The 19,673-nt window shown below is 57.1% G+C and carries 18 protein-coding genes; 12 read left to right on the top strand and 6 right to left on the bottom strand.

Features of this window, described 5'->3' with window-relative positions; all coding sequences use genetic code 11:
* Window positions 1-2: 2 nt before the first annotated feature.
* The 11 genes from gspG to LRS40_RS22810 all read left to right on the top strand — a co-directional run bounded on the left by gspG (window position 3) and on the right by LRS40_RS22810 (window position 10,896).
* Window positions 3-446, top strand: coding sequence for a type II secretion system major pseudopilin GspG (gene gspG / locus LRS40_RS22860; RefSeq protein WP_285110699.1), 444 nt, complete (start codon window positions 3-5; stop codon window positions 444-446).
* On the top strand, window positions 446-931 hold the full coding sequence (gene gspH, locus LRS40_RS22855) for a type II secretion system minor pseudopilin GspH (RefSeq protein ID WP_142488870.1): 486 nt from the start codon (window positions 446-448) through the stop codon (window positions 929-931). Before gspG ends, gspH begins: the two co-directional genes overlap by 1 nt.
* A complete protein-coding gene (gene gspI, locus LRS40_RS22850) occupies window positions 924-1,310 on the top strand; it encodes a type II secretion system minor pseudopilin GspI (protein ID WP_231312769.1) in 387 nt (128 codons plus the stop codon). The genes gspH and gspI overlap by 8 nt, the downstream gene beginning before the upstream one ends.
* Window positions 1,307-1,954 carry a type II secretion system minor pseudopilin GspJ gene (gspJ, locus tag LRS40_RS22845; protein WP_231312768.1) on the top strand — a complete coding sequence of 216 codons (648 nt, stop codon included), beginning with the start codon at window positions 1,307-1,309 and terminating at the stop codon, window positions 1,952-1,954. Before gspI ends, gspJ begins: the two co-directional genes overlap by 4 nt.
* Entirely contained in the window at window positions 1,951-2,961 is a 1,011-nt protein-coding gene (gene gspK / locus LRS40_RS22840) for a type II secretion system minor pseudopilin GspK (protein ID WP_231312767.1), read from the top strand. The genes gspJ and gspK overlap by 4 nt, the downstream gene beginning before the upstream one ends.
* Before the next feature lie 15 nt (window positions 2,962-2,976).
* Entirely contained in the window at window positions 2,977-4,122 is a 1,146-nt protein-coding gene (gspL, locus tag LRS40_RS22835; protein WP_231312766.1) for a type II secretion system protein GspL, read from the top strand.
* Complete coding sequence (gspM, locus tag LRS40_RS22830) at window positions 4,119-4,604, top strand: type II secretion system protein GspM (RefSeq protein WP_156263314.1); 486 nt, start codon at window positions 4,119-4,121, stop codon at window positions 4,602-4,604. The genes gspL and gspM overlap by 4 nt, the downstream gene beginning before the upstream one ends.
* Entirely contained in the window at window positions 4,601-5,398 is a 798-nt protein-coding gene (locus LRS40_RS22825; RefSeq protein WP_231312765.1) for an A24 family peptidase, read from the top strand. The genes gspM and LRS40_RS22825 overlap by 4 nt, the downstream gene beginning before the upstream one ends.
* A 256-nt stretch (window positions 5,399-5,654) precedes the next feature.
* Window positions 5,655-8,351, top strand: coding sequence for a glycosyl hydrolase family 18 protein (locus LRS40_RS22820; RefSeq protein WP_231312764.1), 2,697 nt, complete (start codon window positions 5,655-5,657; stop codon window positions 8,349-8,351).
* Window positions 8,352-8,491: 140 nt separating this feature from the next.
* Window positions 8,492-8,938: a type III secretion system invasion protein IagB gene (gene iagB / locus LRS40_RS22815; RefSeq protein WP_231312763.1), complete on the top strand. Its 447-nt coding sequence runs from the start codon at window positions 8,492-8,494 to the stop codon at window positions 8,936-8,938.
* A 140-nt stretch (window positions 8,939-9,078) separates the two neighbouring features.
* Window positions 9,079-10,896 carry a chitinase gene (locus LRS40_RS22810; RefSeq protein WP_231312762.1) on the top strand — a complete coding sequence of 606 codons (1,818 nt, stop codon included), beginning with the start codon at window positions 9,079-9,081 and terminating at the stop codon, window positions 10,894-10,896.
* A 36-nt stretch (window positions 10,897-10,932) separates the two neighbouring features.
* Here the strand turns inward: LRS40_RS22810 and LRS40_RS22805 are convergent, their stop codons facing one another.
* The 4 genes from LRS40_RS22805 to poxB form a co-directional block, all read right to left on the bottom strand.
* Window positions 10,933-11,946 carry an NAD(P)-dependent oxidoreductase gene (locus LRS40_RS22805; RefSeq protein WP_142488880.1) on the bottom strand — a complete coding sequence of 338 codons (1,014 nt, stop codon included), beginning with the start codon at window positions 11,944-11,946 and terminating at the stop codon, window positions 10,933-10,935.
* Between the two features lie 92 nt (window positions 11,947-12,038).
* A complete protein-coding gene (locus tag LRS40_RS22800) occupies window positions 12,039-13,475 on the bottom strand; it encodes an SDR family oxidoreductase (RefSeq protein ID WP_231312761.1) in 1,437 nt (478 codons plus the stop codon).
* A 9-nt stretch (window positions 13,476-13,484) separates the two neighbouring features.
* On the bottom strand, window positions 13,485-14,486 hold the full coding sequence (ltaE, locus tag LRS40_RS22795; RefSeq protein ID WP_231312760.1) for a low-specificity L-threonine aldolase: 1,002 nt from the start codon (window positions 14,484-14,486) through the stop codon (window positions 13,485-13,487).
* Between the two features lie 38 nt (window positions 14,487-14,524).
* Entirely contained in the window at window positions 14,525-16,243 is a 1,719-nt protein-coding gene (poxB, locus tag LRS40_RS22790; protein ID WP_231312759.1) for a ubiquinone-dependent pyruvate dehydrogenase, read from the bottom strand.
* A gap of 152 nt (window positions 16,244-16,395) precedes the next feature.
* Here poxB and LRS40_RS22785 point away from each other — a divergent pair, with 152 nt between their 5' ends.
* Window positions 16,396-16,830, top strand: coding sequence for a DoxX family protein (locus tag LRS40_RS22785; RefSeq protein WP_142488884.1), 435 nt, complete (start codon window positions 16,396-16,398; stop codon window positions 16,828-16,830).
* Window positions 16,831-16,951: 121 nt separating this feature from the next.
* Here LRS40_RS22785 and hcr read toward each other — a convergent pair whose 3' ends face one another.
* Both hcr and hcp read right to left on the bottom strand, forming a co-directional pair.
* Entirely contained in the window at window positions 16,952-17,920 is a 969-nt protein-coding gene (gene hcr, locus LRS40_RS22780) for an NADH oxidoreductase (RefSeq protein ID WP_231312758.1), read from the bottom strand.
* Between the two features lie 10 nt (window positions 17,921-17,930).
* On the bottom strand, window positions 17,931-19,583 hold the full coding sequence (hcp, locus tag LRS40_RS22775; RefSeq protein WP_231312757.1) for a hydroxylamine reductase: 1,653 nt from the start codon (window positions 19,581-19,583) through the stop codon (window positions 17,931-17,933).
* Window positions 19,584-19,673: the final 90 nt, after the last annotated feature.

The raw sequence follows: 19,673 nt of genomic DNA, 5'->3' as shown, positions 1-19,673 counted from the left end.
ATATGGCGATGAAACGAAAAAACCTGGCGTCCCAGGCGGGCTTTACTTTGCTCGAATTAATGGTGGTGATTGTGATCCTCGGGGTGCTGGCCAGTATGGTGGTGCCAAATTTAATGGGTAATAAAGAGAAAGCCGACAGTCAGAAAGCCACCAGCGATATTGTCGCGCTGGAAGGTTCGCTGGATATGTACAAACTCGATAACCACCGCTACCCGACCACCGAGCAGGGCCTGCAGGCGCTGGTCAGCAAACCGGAAATCGCGCCAATCCCCAACGGCTACCGCGCCGACGGCTATATCCGCCGCCTGCCGCAGGATCCCTGGGGCAGCGATTACCTGATGGTCAGCCCGGGCGAGCACGGTGCCGTCGATGTCTTTTCTGCGGGGCCCGATGGCGAAGCCAATACCGCCGACGATATTACTAACTGGTCGCTCGCGAATAAATAATGAGTAAGCAACGCGGCTTTACTTTGCTGGAAATTATCCTCGCGCTGGTGATATTCGCCAGCTGCGCGATGATGGTGGTTTCAACGATTCCCTCGCGCAGCGGCGCGGATATATTTGGTCAGCAATTAAAAGCCCTTGTGGATTATGGTTCAGACCGTGCGGTGATGGACGGAAATATTGTCGGGTTAGTGATCGCCACGGATAAATATCAGCTTGTGTCGTTGAACGTTGTAAAAGGTGAACGTCGCTGGGTGCCTTTATCCGCAGGGCGAATTACCACGAAAGGCGATTTTCCTGAAGAGATGCACGTATCGCTATCTCCGCAGCGGCTGGCCGCCACGCTGGATGCCGATCCGCAAATCATCTTTTTACCGGATGGCGAGGTAGGTCGCTTCACGCTGAGGTTGCAAAGCTACGACAAACAGCACCATTTCCGGGTGGTGTCGCAAGGTGCGGCCCCCGTTTCGGTGGAGAACGATGACTAAACGCAAGGCAAAGCAAAAGGGGATGACGCTGCTGGAGGTGATGGTTGCGCTGGTGATTTTCTCCACCGCAGCGCTGGCGCTGATGCACTCCGTGTCCCTGAACGTTCGTTTTACCCACGGCCTGAGCGAAACAGTGCAGGCCAGTTGGGTCGCGGAAAACGTGCTTGCAGAAGCGACGCTCAGCAACAGTGATTTCCCCGATGCCGATGAGCAGGGGACAGAAACCATGGGCGGGCGTAGCTGGAACTGGCACAAGCAGCGCGTCAAAACCGCCAACAACGGCTGGGCCAGTGAAGTTCGCGTTTACGCGGAAGGGGATGAAAGCCAGCCGGCCATCGCCCTGCACATCATTCCGCCGGCAGAGAAGGTGAGCAAGTGAAAAAAACGCGACGCCAGCGTGGCTTTACCCTGCTGGAGATCATGATCGCCCTGACCATTTTTGCGGTGATTAGCACCCTGGCCTGGCAGATCCTCGACGGGGCGATGCGTACCCGCTCTGCAACCGATGCCAGTGCGGCAAAGCTTAATCAGGTGCAGCGTGCCTGGAGCCTGATGGAGCGTGATTTCTTTCAGCTTCAGGGGCGTGCGCCGCGTAGCGAACCGGGCGTGTTTGTGCAAACCGATGACGCCATTGAGCTAACCACGCTGAACGGCGTGAGCGGCACCGTCCAGCTGGAGCGCGTGCGTTGGCGGCTGGAAGAGGGGCGTTTATATCGCGATATCTGGCCTGCGATTGATGGCCCGGCGAGCGTGAAGCCCGAAGAAGTGCCCATCGTTAAGAAGGTGAAATCGATGACGTGGCGCTTTTACAGCCAGGGCTGGCAGAAAAACTGGACCGACAGCAGTCGCCAGCCCGACGGCGTAGAGGCGACGCTGACGATGGCAAACGGCGATATCTGGCGCTGGGTGTTTACGACCCCGGGGGAGATACCTGCCGTGACGGTTGCCCCGACGCCGGAGACAAAAGCGGCCGCTCCGCAGCCGGAGCAGGCGCCTCAGGCGGAGTCAGGAGTACAGCCGTGAGCCGAAAAGACAAACAGAAAGGCGTCGCCCTGCTGGTGGTGCTGATCCTGCTGGTGATGATGTCAGCGCTGGCCGCCAGAATCAGCCAGCAGTTTTGCCGCAACCTGCAAAAAACACATTACCAGGTGAGCCAGCAGCAGCTGCGCTGGGCGATGCATGCGCAGGAAAAAACCGTTAAAGCGATCCTGCAAACCGAGGCCAGCGGCGAAAGCAGAGCCCTTGCGCCTGACGGTGACTGGCATCAGCCGCTGGAAACCCGGGGGGATGACTACACCCTGGTCAGCCAGACAGAAGATGCGCAGGACTGCTTTAACGTCAACAACCTGCTGGCAGCGGATAAAGGGCCTCAGGTACAGGACGCCGCGGCCGCGGCAGGGAAACCGCGTAAAGAGCAAATCGTCGAGCAGCTCCTGATCGACAGCGGCGTCAGCCAGGCCACCGCCGAAGCGGTATATTCCCAGCTGGTGGACTACCTCGACGGGGACGCCACCACTGCCAGAGAGGGGGCTGAGAGCGATGCGTGGGCAGGGGCTGTCCCGGCTCGCCAACCCGCGAATCAGATGATGCGCACTATTGCGGAAATCAAACTGCTGCCCGCGTTCCCGGCCCAGGCGTATCCGACAGTGAGCAAGCTCTTGTGCGCCCTGCCGGATCCCGCCAGCAAGGTTGACGTGAATACCCTCAAACCTGAACAGGCAGGCGTTCTGGCGGCGATGTTCCCGGGAAAACTGACGGAAGATGACGCCAGACGCCTGATTGATGCTCGCCCTGAAGCGGGGTGGGAAAGCCTGGATGCGTTCAGCAAGGTGCTGGAACAAACCTTCCCGCAGCTTAAAGACGATTTACCCCAGGTGGCGGAACAGCTGGCCATTAACAGCCGATATTTCCGCGTTGACTATACCGGCAACACGGATGATTTAACGCTGCTCATGGTTAGCCAGCTTCAGGTTAATAACGACGCCGGTGAGATTGTGACGTGGCAGCGTCGTTACCGAATGATTGAATAACAGAAGTTGATATCGATGAAACAGGTGCTTTTTGTTCGTCCCGACAGCCGTGAGAACGGGAAATTATGGTGGTGCGAGTCCGGTAGTCAGCAGGTTGAATCGCTGGAGAATCTCTCAGAGCTCGATGTCCTCGCCGGACATGCTCTGGCAGGACGTGTCTGTCTGCTGCTGCCTGCCAGTGAAACGATCTTCCGTCACTTCAGGTTACCGAAAAAAGGAATGGCCGCCCAAAGCACGGCCTTTTCCTGGATGGCGGAGGAGACATTAATAGGGGAATTGGACAACCTTCACTGGACGGTACTCAATAAAAAAGGGTGCGACGTTGACGCGGTGGCGATTGATGCCGGGCGCCTGCGCCAGTGGCTTGACCGTTTCACCGCTGCCGGTTTGACCATTATTCAGGCCATCCCGGACGCCTGGCTGCTGCCGGTATCCGCCGGGGGTACGACCTTTGTCTCTCTTGACGAGAACTACTGGCTACGTTTGTCACCGGCGTCGGCGTGTGAAGTGGATACGGCCCTGCTGCCTCTGGTGTTGCAGGAGAGAGGGGAGGGCGAAGTGTGCTGCTACGGCGCCGTTCCGCCGGGAGTGGTGGTTGACGAGGCGTTGGCCTGGGTGCATCCGCTGGTGCTGATCCAGCCGCAGTGGCAGGCGTGTCGCGTGAACATGCTGCACGGGGCGTTCAGCGCCAGAAGCGGCAATAAGGGGCTGACAAAAAGCATGAAGCTAGCCGTGGCTGCTGCGGGGCTGCTGTCGCTTGGCCTGCTGTTAGGACCCCGTGCCGCGATAGCCTGGATGCTGGCTCAGGAGGAAAACCAGGTTCAGCAGGAGGTCATGCAGGTCTACCAGCACCATTTTCCGAGTATGCGCCAGCAGACCAACATCAAATATCACTTTGGTCAGAATATAAAGAAACAGCCTAAGGGGATTTTCCTGCAAATCGATGAGCTGGAAACCGCCAGACGAGCGGTTCCGGCAATGGAAATTACCCGGCTTGAATACGATGCAGCACAAGGGACGCTGACCCTGGGCGTCAGTGGCCAAAATCAGCAGGCGCTCCAGGCGTTTGTGAATCAGACCAGCCCAAATTTTGATTTTTCAGTACAGCCTGTTTCAGCAGAGGCACCGTACACCGCCATTGTGACAGGGAAACATAAATGAACGAGAGCATCGCGCAGCTGAAAAGGCGTTATCAGAATTACAACGTCAGGGAAAAAATCATTTTGAAAATAGGCGCAGCGGCAATCGGCTGCGCTGCAATTTATTACGCAGGAGTGATTCCCTTGGATAATATGATTCAAAGCAGCAAAACGACCCTTGCACGTCAGGTTGAAACGCTCAACTGGATGCGTCAGGAAATAGATAAAAACCATCTTCAGATGTTGCAGGTTAAAACTGATAATCCACGCAGCGTGATTGAGAACAGCGCCCACGCCATTAATTTATCGCTGACGGATGTTCGCCAGGACGGGCAAACACTCTCCTTCGTGGTCGGACGGGTAAATATTTACGAATTAAAAAACTGGCTGCGTGAAATCAACCTGACTTCCGGAGTCCGCCTGCAAAAAATGAACCTCACCCCGGTTGACCACATCAGCGATGTAAAGGCCGAAATTCAGCTGACCTGGAAGAAACTGGCATGAATACCTTCGCACTGATACGGGAGGTTTACCCGGTCGGGTTCTCCCTCATGAGTGCGGTGTCAGGGGCAATAACAGGCAGTTTTCTCGGCGTAGTGGCAGACCGCGTCCCGCCTATGGTGATGGAAGAGGAGGGGGGCGGCAACCTGCTGTTCCCGGGCTCGCACTGCCCGGTGTGTCAGCATTCACTCTCTGCCTGGGAAAATATTCCGCTGCTCAGCTGGCTGTTACTGCGAGGCCGCTGCAGCCAGTGCCGAACGGTTATTCCGCTACAGGTCCTTTTGGTTGAGCTGTTTACCGCGCTATTTTTTGGCATAACGGCCTGGTCTGTTCCGGGCATTCAAACCCTGTTCTCGCTCTGGCTGCTGGCGTCGTTTTTACTGCCGCTGACGTTGATCGACTGGCAACACCAGCTGCTGCCTGATTGCCTGACGCAGCCGCTGCTCTGGACCGGATTGCTCGTACATACGCTGGGCCATGCGCTGCCCCTTCGCGATGCTGTGCTCGGCGCAGTCGCGGGGTACCTGTCGCTCTGGCTGATTTACTGGGGCTTTCGCCTGACGACTGGCCGGGAAGGGCTAGGTTACGGTGATTTCAAGCTGCTGGCGGCGCTGGGGGCCTGGTGCGGCTGGCAGGCACTGCCTTCGGTCGTATTAATTGCTGCGCTTAGCGGTATTGTCGGTTATTTCGCATTAAACAATTCACATAAAAATAGCCAAACAATTTCTTTTGGTCCCTATTTATCCTTTGCCGGTCTCACTGTTTTTATTGCCCAGGCATTCGCTGTCACACTCTGAATATTTTGGTCAAGTTTTTTATCGCTTTTTTTCGACGTGGAAAGGGAGGGAACACGTTTTTTCTACGGTGTATCGTAAAAGACATAAGACAGAGGGAATTTATGCTTGTGTCTTTTTAGGGAGGAATACAACGCTTCGCAATATTTTTGGCAACGGATTTTTTATTTATCTAAAACTAAGTGTGTAAATTCATTCCATGAGCTCAGGGAAGTCATGGGTAATTAACGTTCACGTATAAATTTATCAGGATATAAAAATGAATTTTATGAAGCCTAAATATCTGGCGCTTTTCATTGCGGCTGCCACAAGCTCAGCATTCGCAGCAGCGCCAGGTACGCCGTCTATTACTTCAGGCAATGACAAATTTGCTTTGGTAGAAGTCGATCAGGCGGCTCAGGACTATAACAATCTTGTTAAAGTTCACAGCGATGGTGTGGATGTGAAGGTTGAGTGGAACGTCTGGAGCGGTGATGCGCCAACGTCGGCAAAAGTACTGCTGGATGGCCAGACCGTCTGGACCGGGGCGGGCAGCGCTGCGGGCTCTGCGACCTTCAAGGTGAAGAAAGGGGGTCGCTATCAGGAGCAGGTTGAGCTTTGCAACGACAGCGGCTGCACCAAAAGTGCCAGCAAACTGATTATCGTTGCAGATACTGACGGTAGCCACCTGCTGCCGATGAACACCCCTCTGCTTGAGAACAATAAATCCTTCGCCAAACACACCGACAAAGTTGTGGGGGCTTACTTCCCTGAGTGGGGCGTATATGACCGTAACTTCTCTGCCGACAAGATCCCGGTTGCTAACCTGAACCACCTGCTTTATGGCTTCATTCCAATCTGTGGCGGTGATGGCATTAACGACAGCGCCAAATCCTCCGGCGCGCTGGAGTCGCTGAAACGTGCCTGTGCGGGCCGCCAGGACTACACCGTTGCTATCCACGATCCCTGGGCTGCTCTGCAAAAACCTCAGTCCGGCGTCTCCAACTGGGACGACCCGTACAAAGGTAACTATGGTCAGCTGATGGCGATGAAAAAAGCCCATCCGGACCTCAAAATTCTGCCTTCTGTTGGCGGCTGGACGCTGTCTGACCCGTTCTTCCAGATGGACAACAAAGTGCTGCGTGACCGCTTCGTTGGCTCCGTGAAAGAGTTCCTGAAAACCTGGAAAGTGTTTGACGGCGTGGATATCGACTGGGAATTCCCTGGCGGCGGCGAGAACGCTAAACTGGGTAACCCGGCTGTCGATAAGGGCACCTATACCGCGCTGATGCACGATCTGCGCGCAATGCTGAACGAACTGTCAGCTGAAACAGGCCGTACCTATGAGCTGACCACCGCGATTGGTGCCGGCAGAGATAAGATTGAAGACGTGGACTATGGCACTGCGCAGCAGTATCTCGACCATATCTTCCTGATGAGCTACGACTACTACGGTTCGTGGAGCAAGACTGACCTGGGCCACCAGGCCGCGCTGTACGGTGCTTCCTGGAAGCCAGACACCAACTACACCACCGATAACGCCGTGAAAGCGATGCTCGATCAGGGCGTACAGCCGGGTAAAGTCGTTGTGGGCGCAGCGATGTACGGCCGCGGCTGGACTGGCGTTCACGGTTATACCGGCGACAATCCATTTACCGGCACCGCGACCGGCGCCATTCCGGGGTCATGGGAAGCAGGCATCCTTGATTATCGCGATATCGTGAACAAGATGCTGGGTAAACCAGGCTGGGAATACAAATACGATACCGCGGCAGAAGCCCCGTACCTGTTCAACAAATCCACCGGTGAGCTGATCACTTATGACAACGCCCGTTCTGTCGAAGCGAAAGGCAAATACGTGCTGAACAAAAACCTCGGGGGTCTGTTCGCCTGGTCTATCGAATCTGACAACGGCGACATTCTGAATGCGATGAACGAAAGCCTGACGGGCGGTAGCTCAACGCCAGTGGAACCGGTTATTACCAACCATGCCCCTGTCGCTTCTGCGACTGATGTAAGCGTGACTGGCCCGGCTTCCGTGACGCTGGATGGCTCTGCTTCCAGCGATCAGGACGGCGATGCGCTGACCTACAAATGGACGCAGGTGTCCGGTACCTCCGTGACGCTGTCCAACAGCACCAGTGCGAAAGCAAGCTTTAACGTTCCTGCTGTCGCGAGCAACCAGACGCTGGTCTTCCGTCTGACCGTTACTGACGCGAAAGGTCTGAGCAACTCAGTTGACGTGCAGGTTGTTAACAAAGCGCCTAAAGCCAACCAGGCACCAGTGATCAACGCGATGCAAGCGGTCACCGTTGAATCCGGTGAAGCGGTTTCTCTGCACGCACAGGCGTCCGATCCCGATGGCGATGCACTGACCTATAGCTGGAGCGTACCGGGTGACATGAATGCCACCGGCACCGATACCGCGAACGTGCGTATCACCGCGCCAGAAGTGAGCAATACATCGACCTATACGCTGAGCGTGATCGTGTCTGACGGTAAAACCAGCGTGCAGTCTAACGTTGAAGTGACAGTGACCCCGAAAGAAGCGGTTGTTCCGGTTGACGAAGAGACCAACCCGTCTGACGAAGGTACGACCCCATCTGATGAAGGTACCACGCCGGCAGACGAAGGGAGTGCGACCGGTAGTTGTGATGCCCCTGTTGATGCCAACGCCAGCAAATATGCTGCGTGGAGTGCAAACACCATTTACAACGGCGGCGACATTGTTAGCTCCGATAACCTGGTGTGGAAAGCGAAGTACTGGACTCAGGGCAACAAACCGGCATTCGGTGAGGGTGCATGGGAGCTGGTAAGCCAGGTGAAATTCAACTGGCAGCCTGAAATGGTTTATAACGGCGGCGACACCACCACTTACGAAGGTAATGTATACCGCGCGAAATGGTGGACGAAGGGCGACAAACCAGGCAACAGCGATGTATGGGTAAAAGAAGGCGCGTCAGCAGACTGCAAATAATCTTCTGAACCTTTAATGACGAGCGTGAAAGTCGTCCGTCATGGTTGACCGCGCTGCGCTTCGGGTGCGGTCAACCATCAAAAAATAAATAACAGCTGTGCACAAGGAGAAAAGGGAAATCCCTGTAGCAGGTCAATTAAATGAAACGCCTAATCTTTTTGTTGTTAATGATAAGCCAAAGCACCATGGCAAACTGCTGGGACAACGCTGCGCATTATTATCATGTCGATCCCTGGCTGTTATTTGCAATTGCAAAAGTGGAATCGGGTATGAATCCCTATGCGGTGGGCTGGAATCACGATGGTTCACGCGATGTGGGGTTAATGCAAATTAATAGCTCTCACTTTAGTGAATTACAACGCCTCGGTATTGATGAGTCCCGCTTAATCACTGAGCCTTGTACCTCAATAATGGTAGGCGCGTCCATATTATCAGACATGGTCAAAGTCTATGGCTATAACTGGGAAGCGGTAGGGGCCTATAACGCAGGAGCGAAAAAAGAAAATTATCCCCAACGTATGATGTATGCCCATAAGGTGTGGGCGAAGTACAGGGAAATAAAAGCAAAACAATCTTACCGGTACTGATTTTTATTTTTTGAAGAGTACCCGACGGTATTCTTCAGAAAATGAAAAATAAACGCCTCCAGGGGGTTTATGTATTAAGGGAGTAATACATAAGCCGGGAGTGCATCACCCATTGTTGCTTATATACAGGATTATTTAAAATGACGAAAAGGACATTACTCAGCGTTCTCGTTGCGGGGGCATGTGTCGCTCCCTTTATGGCGCAGGCTGCAATGTTACAGGCGGCCAGCAGCGAACCTTACACCATGAAAGCCAGCGATCTGGCTAAAAAGGAAAAAGAACTGACCGATTTCCCGTTAATGAAATCGGTAAAAGATACCATTCGCACCCTGGATAACAGCGTTGTCGAACAGATTGAACCTGGCAAAGCGTCCAACCCGGATAACGTTAAGCGCGTTGAAGGGATCCTGAAAGAGAGCGACTGGGAATATCTGTTCCCTCTGCGCGCGAAGGATTATAGCTACAGTAACTTCCTCAAGGCCGTGGGTAAATTCCCGGCGCTGTGCGACACCTATAAAGATGGCCGTGACAGCGACGCAATCTGCCGTAAAGAGATGGCGACCATGTTTGCGCACTTCGCCCAGGAAACCGGCGGCCATGAAAGCTGGCGTCCTGAAGCCGAATGGCGCCAGGCGCTGGTTTACATCCGGGAAATGGGCTGGAGCGAAGGCCAGAAAGGCGGTTATAACGGTGAATGTAACCCTGATGTATGGCAGGGGCAGACCTGGCCATGCGGTAAAGACAAAGATGGCGATTTCCTGAGCTACTTTGGTCGCGGTGCCAAGCAATTGTCCTACAACTATAACTACGGTCCGTTCTCTGAAGCGATGTACGGCGATGTGAAAGTCCTGCTGGAAAAACCCGAGCTGGTGGCTGACACCTGGCTGAACCTGGCAAGCGCCATCTTCTTCTTCGCCTATCCACAGCCGCCGAAACCGAGCATGTTGCAGGTTATCGACGGAACCTGGCAGCCAAACGAACACGACAAAGCGAACGGCCTGGTACCGGGCTTCGGCGTGACCACCCAGATCATCAACGGCGGCGTTGAGTGCGGCGGCCCGACTGAAATTGCGCAGTCTCAAAACCGTATCAAGTACTACAAAGAGTTCGCTAACTACCTGAAAGTGCCGGTTCCGGCTGACGAAGTGCTGGGCTGTGCCAACATGAAACAGTTTGATGAGGGCGGTGCGGGTTCTCTGAAAATCTACTGGGAACAGGACTGGGGATGGAGTGCAGATACACCAGACGGTAAGACCTATTCTTGCCAGCTGGTCGGCTACCAGACGCCATTCAGCGCCTTTAAAGAGGGCGACTACACCAAATGTGTTCAGAAGTTTTATAACGTGAACATCGTGGATGATGAGGGGTCTGCAATCACGCCGGATAAAACGCCGGTTACGCCAACCCCTTCTGAAGATGAAACGCCGGTCACCCCAATCCCGACGCCGGATGACACCCCTGCGGTGGTTAACCATGCGCCAGTGGCGCATATCGCAGGTCCAGTCGGTGCGGTTGAAGCCGGTGCCCAGGTTTCCCTGAGCGCAGAAGGCTCTACTGATGAAGACGGCAACAAACTGACCTACACCTGGCGCTCCCAGGACGGCCAGACCGTCAGCGGTGAAGACAAAACCGTGGTGACATTTACCGCGCCAGAAGCCACAACGGCGCAGCAGTATGAAGTCAGCCTGACCGTCAGCGACGGTGAACTGAGCGCGACCACCACTTACCTGTTAAACGTGAAAGCGAAAGCGGCAACCCCGTCTCAGGATGAAGGCAGCTCTGGTTCCTATGCTGCGTGGAGCGCCAACGGCAAGTACAACGCCGGGGATATCGTGAACAACAAGGGTAAACTGTTCCAGTGCAAACCCTTCCCGAACAGCGGCTGGTGTAACAGTGCGCCAGCGTACTACGAACCGGGCGCAGGCCTGGCCTGGGCAGACGCCTGGACAGCGCTATAAAAGCAAAACGGCAACCTCAGGGTTGCCGTTTTCGTATCAGCGATGCAGTTTCCCGTGATCCCGCAGCCAGGCCGCCGTCTTCTCAATGCCTTCATCCAGCGTCACCAGCGGTGTATAGCCGAGCTCGGTCTCTGCGCGTCGCGTATCAAGGGTAAAGTCAAAGTTCAGTTTCGACACCCCGTAGTGGGTCAGGGCGGGCTCTTTGGCGGCCTTATTTCCCAGCCGCTCCATGCTGCGGGCAATAATGTCCAGCATCGGATAGGGCACCGAGCGGATCCGGCAGTGAATGTTCAGCTCGTCAATCAGCTTCTGCACAATGCTGCGCAATGTGCGCGGTTCGCCGTTGGTGATGTTATATGCCCGCCCGGACGGCAGATTGTCGCATTCGATCTGGCTGGCCAGCCACATGGCGTGAATGGCGTTGTCGAAATAGGTCATGTCCACCAGCGCATCCCCGCCGCGCGGCAACAGCACGCTGCCGTAGTGGTGCATCATCTGCGCCAGGCGCGGAATGAACACTTTATCGTGCGGGCCAAACAGGCTCTGCGGACGCAGGATGGTAAAGCGGGTATGCGGGTTGGACTGCGCCAGCAGATCGATTACCTCTTCGCTGGCGGCTTTGCTGCGGGCAAATTCGCAGGCGTAGCGCGCAGGACGAAAATCTTCCTGAACATCGCGGTGATGGTGGTAATCGAAGTAGAGCGACGGGGAGGAGATATGCACGAAGTTGCGCACCCCCCAGGCCACGGCCCACTCGCCCAGACGGCGGGTGGCGCGCACGTTCGCCAGATCGAAGGCTTCCTGGGTACCCCAGGGCGAGGTAAAGCTGGAGCAGTGCCACAGCGTATCGATTCCGGCCAGCATCACTTTTGCCTGGGAAGAGACCAGTTCCGTCAGATCGGCATGGACAAACTCTGCGCCCATTTTTTGCAGCAATTTACCCATCGCTTCATTGCGACCGGTGGCCCGGACGCTGATGCCTTTATTGCGCAAAAACTCCACCGCATTGCGGCCTAAGCCGCTGGTGGCGCCGGTAACCAGTACCTTCATATCGATCCACTGTTTTGAAAAGAATTTCGTGCGCATTCTTCCGTGAATTACGCCTGTATGCAATGGGAAACGTGAAAGATTCGGAGTTTTAATCAGACTTTTTCTGACTTTTGTTCTGCCAGATGTGCAATACGCCGGGCCATTCCCCGGAAGATAAACAGGTGCGCCGGGATCATCAATAGCCAGTAGAACAGACCCGGCATCCCGTGCGGGTGCCACCAGGCGCGCACGTCCAGCTCCCGGCGATCGCCTTTGTCCTTCAGGGTAAAGCACAACCGCCCAAGACCGGGGGCTTTCATGCCAAACAGCAGCGCCAGCTGTTTCTCTGGCTCGACGATAATCACCTTCCAGCTGTCGACCGCATCACCGGTTTGCAGGTACGGTGCCGCCGGACGGCCCTTCGCCAGCTTATGCCCGACCAGCAGGTCCATCATCGCCCGGGTCTGCCACAGGGCGTTGCCAAAGAAGTAACCCTCTTTGCCGCCGAGCTGATTCACCACCTGCCACAGGTCGGCCAGGCTGGCCGAGGTTGTCACCCTATACCCGGCCTGCTTTGGATAGTAGCCGTACTCCGGCCGCCAGCGGGCGAACGCCTGGGCGTCGTAGCCCCAGTCGCTGGAGTTCACCAGCTTCTCCTCTTCTTTTAGCGTGTGACGCACCGCGTCATCGAAGCGGATCAATTCCTGCGGGATCAGCGCCCGCAGCTCGCGGTCGTCCGCCAGCAGATCGTGTTTCAGCCCCTGAATTAAGGCCCTGGCGGTGGTCGGCGGCACGGAGGTGATGACGTTTAAAAACCACACCGAGATCCAGCGGGTCGGGAAGGGGATGGGGATCAGCGGCCGGCGACGGCCGCTCACCGCCATAAAATGTTCGAACTGCTGCTGATAGCTCAGCACCTCGGGCCCGGCGGCCTCCAGCACCCGGTGCTCTGTGGCCGGGTGATTGAGCAGTTCAACCAGATAGTGCAGCAGATTCTCCAGCGCAATCGGCGTGGTGCGGGATCGCACCCAGCGCGGCGGGGTCAGCACCGGCAGGTTATAGACCATGTCGCGCATCACCTCGAAAGCGGCAGAGCCTGCGCCGACGATGATCCCGGCCCGCAGCTCGGTGAGCGGGATCCCGGCGCTGCGCAGCACCCCGGCGGTCAGCTGCCGGGCGCGCAGGTGGTCGGACTGCTCATGCTCCGGTGCCTGCAACGAACTGAGGAAAATAATCTGTTCAACCGGATGTTCCAGCAGCAGGTCGCGGACGTTCATCGCTACCTGACGCTCGTGGGCGATAAAGTTCCCGCCTTCGCCCATGCTGTGCACCAGATAGTAAAGGGTATCCACCCCCGCAAGCAGGGCCGCCAGATCCCGGGGCCAGTTGAGATCGATAGCATGGCAGGTGACGTTGGGCAGCCCCAGCTTTTGCAGGCGCTCAACGTTGCGTGCCGCAGCCCGGACCTGATGCCCGCGCGCGCTAAGGGCGGCCACCAGATGTTGACCGATATACCCGCTGGCACCCAGGACCAGAATACGTTGCGGCACGTTAGCTCCTTAGCGCTGCACAAACGCCTGCCAGTGAGCAACGACTTCAGCAAGCTGCTCGCGGTTGACGTCGAGATGCATTACCAGACGGACCACCGGCGAGGCGTTGATCAGCACGCCGCGCGCCTTCATAAACTCACCCAACGCCGCCGCGTTGTCCTCTCCGACGCGGATAAACAGCATGTTAGTGTCGTGACGCATCACATCTGCGCCGATCTCGCGCAGCTGCGTCGCCATCCACGCTGCATTGTCGTGATCGTCCTTCAGGCGGGCAACGTTATTTTTCAGGGCGTACAGACCCGCTGCGGCGAGGATCCCGGCCTGGCGCATGCCGCCGCCGGTCATTTTACGCCAGCGGTTGGCGCGCCTGATGTAGTCGGCGTTGCCCACCAGCAGGGAGCCCACCGGCGTGCCCAGCCCTTTGGAGAGACAAATGGTGAACGAGTCGCAATATTGCGTGATCTCTTTCAGCTCGCAGCCATACTCCACCACGGCGTTAAAGATGCGTGCGCCGTCGACGTGCAGCCCCAGCTTGCGCTCACGGGTAAACTCCCACGCCGCTTTCAGGTACTCGCGCGGGAGCACTTTGCCGTTATGGGTGTTTTCGAGGCTGAGCAGCTTAGTGCGGGCGAAGTGGATGTCGTCGGCTTTGATTTTGGCGGCAACTTTGTCCAGCGGCAGGGAGCCGTCAGAGGCGGCATCGATCGGCTGCGGCTGAATGCTGCCGAGCACCGCGGCGCCACCGGCTTCGTAGAGATAGTTATGCGCCCCCTGACCGACGATATACTCTTCGCCGCGTTCGCAGTGGCTGAGCAGGGCCACCAGGTTGGCCTGGGTGCCGGTCGGCAGGAACAGGGCGGCCTCGTGACCGCTCAGCTCCGCGGCATAGCGCTGAAGTTCGTTAACGGTGGGGTCGTCGCCGTAGACGTCGTCCCCGACCGGCGCGGCCAGCATCTCCTCCAGCATGGCTCGTGTTGGTCTTGTGACGGTGTCGCTGCGTAAATCAATCATGGCATTTCCTTATTATTTTAAAGGCGATGCCGATTGTTTTACCTGAGCCAGTTGGTTTTGGCTAGCTCCAGAACTTCGTCACCGCGGCCGCTGATGATGGCGCGCAGCATATACAGGCTAAAGCCCTTCGCCTGCTCAAGTTTGATCTGCGGCGGGATCGCCAGTTCGTCTTTGGCGACCACCACGTCCACCAGCACCGGGCCTTCGGTGGCGAAGGCGCGCTGTAAGGCATCGTCCACCTCGGAGGCTTTTTCCACACGGATGCCGGTGATACCGCAGGCTTCGGCGATAGCGGCGAAGTTGGTGTCGTGCAGCTCGGTGCCGTCGGTGAGATAGCCCCCGGCCTTCATCTCCATCGCCACAAAGCCCAGCACGCTGTTGTTAAAGACGATGATTTTGATCGGCAGCTTCATCTGCACCACCGAGAGAAAATCGCCCATCAGCATGCTGAAGCCGCCGTCGCCGCACATCGCCACCACCTGCCGCTCCGGCGCGGTGGCTTTGGCCCCCAGCGCCTGCGGCATGGCGTTAGCCATCGAGCCGTGGTTAAACGAGCCAATCAGACGGCGCTTGCCGTTCATTTTCAGGTAGCGCGCCGCCCACACGGTCGGGGTGCCCACGTCGCAGGTAAAGATGGCATCTTCGTCAGCGTAATGGCTGATCTGCTGCGCCAGATACTGCGGGTGGAGCGCCTTGTCGCTGGGCTTCGCCAGGTCGTCCAGCCCTTTGCGGGCATCACGGTAGTCGCTCAAGGCTTTATCGAGGAATTTACGATCGGTTTTCTCCTCCAGCAGCGGCATCAGCGCGGTAAGCGTGGCCTTGATATCGCCTACCAGCGCCATATCCACCTTGCTGTGGGCCCCGATGCTGGCCGGGTTGATGTCGATCTGAATGATTTTTGCGTCGGTAGGGTAGAAGGCGCGATAGGGGAAGCGGGTGCCGAGCAGCACCAGGGTGTCGGCGTTCATCATGGTGTGGAACCCGGACGAGAAGCCGATCAGCCCGGTCATCCCTACATCAAAGGGGTTATCGTACTCTACGTGCTCTTTGCCGCGCAGGGCGTGAACAATCGGCGCCTTGAGCATGCCGGCAAATTCCACCAGCTCGTCGTGGGCCCCGGCGCAGCCGCTGCCGCACATCAGGGCGATATTGCTGGAGTAGCGCAGCAGCTGCGCCAGCTTTTTCAGTTCGGCATGGGCGGGCGTCACCACCGGCAGGGGGGCCGGATACCAGTGGTTGCTGGCGCTTTCCGGTGCCGCCTGTAGCGCCACGTCGCCGGGCAGCACAATTACCGAGACGCCACGCTTTAAGATAGCGTTGCGCAGGGCCAGGGCCAGCACTTGCGGGATCTGCTCGGGTGAGGAGACCAGCTCACAGTAGTGGCTGCATTCACGGAACAGCTCCTGGGGATGCGTCTCCTGAAAATAGCCGCTGCCGATTTCACTCGACGGAATATGCGCCGCGATGGCCAGCACCGGGACGTTGTTACGATGACAATCAAACAGGCCGTTGATCAGGTGCAGGTTGCCCGGCCCGCAGGAACCGGCGCACACCGCCAGCTCCCCGGTGAGCTGGGCCTCGGCCCCGGCGGCGAACGCGGCGACCTCTTCATGACGGGTGGGCATCCACTCGATGGTGCCCATCCGGTTCAGGCTGTCGCTCAGGCCGTTGAGGGAATCCCCGGTGACACCCCAGATTCGCTTCACTCCGGCCTGTTCCAGCATTTTCGCAATGTAGTTCGCCACGGTTTGTTTCATGGTAGTCCGTCTCCTGAATGTGATAACGCTTTCAAGCTTAGATGAAACTGACCGCCATGCCTGTTTAATCCCCCTGATTAATAGTTGCTTTCAATGCGCAACATTTCGTCATGTTGTGGTGGCGTATCCCATAAAAAGCGGAGTGAATTCAAATGGTTAAATCATTGTTAATGGCTGTTAATAAAACGCTAACGCATGAAGATTTTGGCAGACTGCTGCTGCGCCTGGCGGTGGGGGGGTTGATGCTGTTTCATGGCCTGCATAAGGCTATCGACGGGGTGGGGGGGATTGCAGGCATGCTGGTGGCAAAAGGACTGCCGGGCTTTATCGCCTATGGGGTTCTGATTGGCGAAGTGGTGGCGCCGATCCTGATTATCCTCGGTATTCTTACCCGTCCGGCGGCGCTGGTACTGGCCTTTACTATGGTCGTGGCGTGGCTGATGGTGGGCACCGGTAAAACCTTCGCGCTGGATGCGGTGGGGGCGTGGGCGATTGAGAGTCTGGTCTACTTCTTCGTTGGCGCGCTGGCGGTGGCATTTTTAGGGGCGGGGCGGTACGCGGTGGTAAGCGATCCGGTCTGGAAGTAACGCCGGGCGGCACTGCGTTTGCCCGGCCTACGGTTTTCGTAGGCCCGGTAAGCGTAGCGCCACCGGGCATTAGAGCATGGACTTTGTAGGCCCGGATCGCTATGCGACACCGGGCTTTTCATCAGGCCAGCACCAAATCCCCCTGCGGATGACAGGAGCAGGCCAGCACGTAGCCTTCCGCCACTTCGGCATCCGTCAGCGTCATGGTGCTGGAGACGGTATAGTTCCCGTCCACCACCTTCGTTTTACAGCAGCCGCAGACGCCTGCACGGCAGGCGGCCACGACCGGCACGTTATTGCTCTCCAGCGCCTCCAGCAACGTGCTGCCCACGCGGCCAAAGAAGGTCTGTGCCGGCTGCAGTTTGGTGAACTTCAGTCCGCTGGTGGCGGCTTCCGCGACCGGGGTAAAGAACTGCTCTTTAAAGAAGCGGGTCACGCCCAGGGCCTTCACCTCTTCTTCAACAATGTCCATATAGGGCGCCGGACCGCAGGTCATCACGGTGCGTGAGGCGAGATCCGGCACGCGCTGCAGCAGCTCGCGGGTCAGACGACCGGCCACAAAACCCTCGGTGGCGTTGGTTTCGGCCACCAGGGTGACCGGGTAGTTACGCCATTCGTCCGCGAAAATCACATCCTGCGGCGAGCGCACGCTGAAGATCACCTCCACGTCGGCCTGCGGGCGGTTCTTCGCCAGCCAGCGACGCATCGACATCACCGGCGTCACGCCGCATCCGGCGGCCAGCAGCAGGAATTTATCTTCCGGCTTATCGTCACAGGTAAAATCACCCTGCGCGTCCGACAGCCAGATGTAATCCCCGCGCTTCACATCGTGCGTCAACCACTGAGAGCCTGCCCCCGCATCAATGCGGCGGATGGTCAGCGTGATGTACTCGCTGATACCCGGCGTTGAGGAGATCGTGTACGCCCGCAGCGTTTCCGCTGAATTACGCACGCTGACCAGCGCATACTGTCCGGCACGGTATGGATAATAGTCGTGGCACAGCAGCGATATCGTCCAGACATCCGGCGTTTCCTGATGGATGTGATGAACCTGCATCCGCCATGGGCACTGATGGGTTGGCATTGTCATACTTTACTCCTTACGCGCTCAGCAGTTGCTTCATGTCTTCTTCAACGGTGGTCACGGAACGCAGACCAAACTTCTCGTTGAGGACGGCCAGCAGATCCGGCGTAAAGAAGCCGGGTGCGGTCGGGCCGGTGACGATGTTTTTCACGCCCAGCGACAGCAGGGTCAGCAGGATCACAATCGCTTTCTGTTCGAACCAGGAGAGCACCAGCGACAGCGGCAGGTCGTTCACGCCACAGCCCAGTTTTTCTGCCAGGGTTACCGCCAGGATGATCGCCGAGTAGGCATCGTTACACTGACCGGCATCGATCAGACGCGGCAGGCCTTCAATATCACCGAACTCCAGCTTGTTGAAACGGTATTTACCGCAGGCCAGGGTCAGGATCAGGCAGTCGTCCGGCACGCTGGTGGCGAAGTCGGTGAAGTAGTTACGCTCCCCACGTGCGCCGTCGCAGCCGCCGACCAGGAAGATGTGACGCAGTTTTTCGCGGCTCACCAGATCAATCAGGGAATCCGCCGCGCCCAGCAGGGTCTGACGGCCAAAACCAACGGTGATCAGATGAGGGATTTCGCTGTACGGGAAGCCCGCCATCTGCTGTGCCTGGGCAATCACCGGGCCAAAATCATCACCTTCGAGGTGGCTCACGCCCGGCCAGCCGACAATGCTGCGGGTCCAGATACGATCGTCGTAGGCACCTACGGTTGGGTCGATGATGCAGTTAGAGGTCATCACGATCGGGCCAGGGAAGCGGGCGAACTCCACCTGCTGGTTCTGCCAGCCGCTGCCGTAGTTACCGATCAGATGTTTGAATTTGCGCAGCTCCGGGTAACCGTGGGCAGGCAGCATCTCACCATGGGTGTAAACGTTCACCCCGGTGCCGTCGGTCTGCTCCAGCAGGTTGTAGAGATCTTTCAGGTCGTGACCGGAGATCAGGATGCACTTGCCTTCGGTCGCTTTAACGTTGACCTGGGTTGGGGTCGGGTGACCATATTTAGTGGTTTCACCGGCGTCCAGAATGCTCATCACTTTGAAGTTCATCTGGCCGATTTCCATGGAACACTCCAGCAGGGCGTTCATATCGGAAGGCCAGGTCCCCAGCCACGCCATGATTTTATGGTACTGGGCGTAGATGTCGTTGTCGTACTGGTCCAGAACGTGCGCGTGTTCCATATAGGCCGCCGCACCTTTCAGGCCGTACAGGCACAGCAGACGCAGGCCGAGGATATTCTCGCCAATCGCCGCTTTGTCTTTGTTCGGGGTAAATTCAGCCGCCTGACGCTGCAGGTCGCCGAGATCGTCGCTCACCAGCTGCAGATCGGCCATGGGATTATCGACGCGGGCACTGGCATCAACGTTCATGGACTGGGCTTTCAGGGCGTCACGCAGGGCAATAGCTTCACGGGCGTAGCCCACAATGCGTGGCGAATCGAAGTTGACGTTGGTCAGGGTAGAGAAAAACGCGCGCGGGGCGAAGTTATCCACGTAGTGGTCGATAATGCCATATTCCCGGGCTTTTACTGCCCAGGCGGATAAACCCTGCAGGGAGGCAATCAGCAGATCCTGCAGATCGGAGGTTTCTGCGGTTTTACCGCACATGCCCTGTGCGTAAGAGCAGCCGTTGCCGGCTGGGGTACGGATAGTTTGTTCACATTGCACACAAAACATAATCACACCTGTTAAAGTTATATTTTAGATACATCTTTAAGATTATGCTTGCGGCGATACGCTGGGAAGGGCTTTCTGCTACAAAGTAGA

This window comes from Leclercia sp. G3L (assembly GCF_021117075.1).
In the GTDB taxonomy this organism is placed as follows: Bacteria; Pseudomonadota; Gammaproteobacteria; order Enterobacterales; family Enterobacteriaceae; genus Enterobacter; species Enterobacter adecarboxylatus_C.
Note: the sequence above shows the minus strand (reverse complement) of the source record. Positions and strands in the feature narration are given on the sequence as shown.

What these genes read in the sequence shown, in the direction of transcription:
- LRS40_RS22805 (WP_142488880.1), bottom strand. Translation starts at nt 11,946, where the DNA reads ATGAAGGTACTGGTTACCGGCGCCACCAGCGGCTTAGGCCGCAATGCG.
- LRS40_RS22785 (WP_142488884.1), top strand. Translation starts at nt 16,396, where the DNA reads ATGGTTAAATCATTGTTAATGGCTGTTAATAAAACGCTAACGCATGAA.
- gspM (WP_156263314.1), top strand. Translation starts at nt 4,119, where the DNA reads ATGAACGAGAGCATCGCGCAGCTGAAAAGGCGTTATCAGAATTACAAC.
- LRS40_RS22810 (WP_231312762.1), top strand. Translation starts at nt 9,079, where the DNA reads ATGACGAAAAGGACATTACTCAGCGTTCTCGTTGCGGGGGCATGTGTC.
- ltaE (WP_231312760.1), bottom strand. Translation starts at nt 14,486, where the DNA reads ATGATTGATTTACGCAGCGACACCGTCACAAGACCAACACGAGCCATG.
- gspH (WP_142488870.1), top strand. Translation starts at nt 446, where the DNA reads ATGAGTAAGCAACGCGGCTTTACTTTGCTGGAAATTATCCTCGCGCTG.
- gspI (WP_231312769.1), top strand. Translation starts at nt 924, where the DNA reads ATGACTAAACGCAAGGCAAAGCAAAAGGGGATGACGCTGCTGGAGGTG.
- gspG (WP_285110699.1), top strand. Translation starts at nt 3, where the DNA reads ATGGCGATGAAACGAAAAAACCTGGCGTCCCAGGCGGGCTTTACTTTG.
- hcr (WP_231312758.1), bottom strand. Translation starts at nt 17,920, where the DNA reads ATGACAATGCCAACCCATCAGTGCCCATGGCGGATGCAGGTTCATCAC.
- hcp (WP_231312757.1), bottom strand. Translation starts at nt 19,583, where the DNA reads ATGTTTTGTGTGCAATGTGAACAAACTATCCGTACCCCAGCCGGCAAC.
- LRS40_RS22825 (WP_231312765.1), top strand. Translation starts at nt 4,601, where the DNA reads ATGAATACCTTCGCACTGATACGGGAGGTTTACCCGGTCGGGTTCTCC.
- iagB (WP_231312763.1), top strand. Translation starts at nt 8,492, where the DNA reads ATGAAACGCCTAATCTTTTTGTTGTTAATGATAAGCCAAAGCACCATG.
- poxB (WP_231312759.1), bottom strand. Translation starts at nt 16,243, where the DNA reads ATGAAACAAACCGTGGCGAACTACATTGCGAAAATGCTGGAACAGGCC.
- LRS40_RS22820 (WP_231312764.1), top strand. Translation starts at nt 5,655, where the DNA reads ATGAATTTTATGAAGCCTAAATATCTGGCGCTTTTCATTGCGGCTGCC.
- gspL (WP_231312766.1), top strand. Translation starts at nt 2,977, where the DNA reads ATGAAACAGGTGCTTTTTGTTCGTCCCGACAGCCGTGAGAACGGGAAA.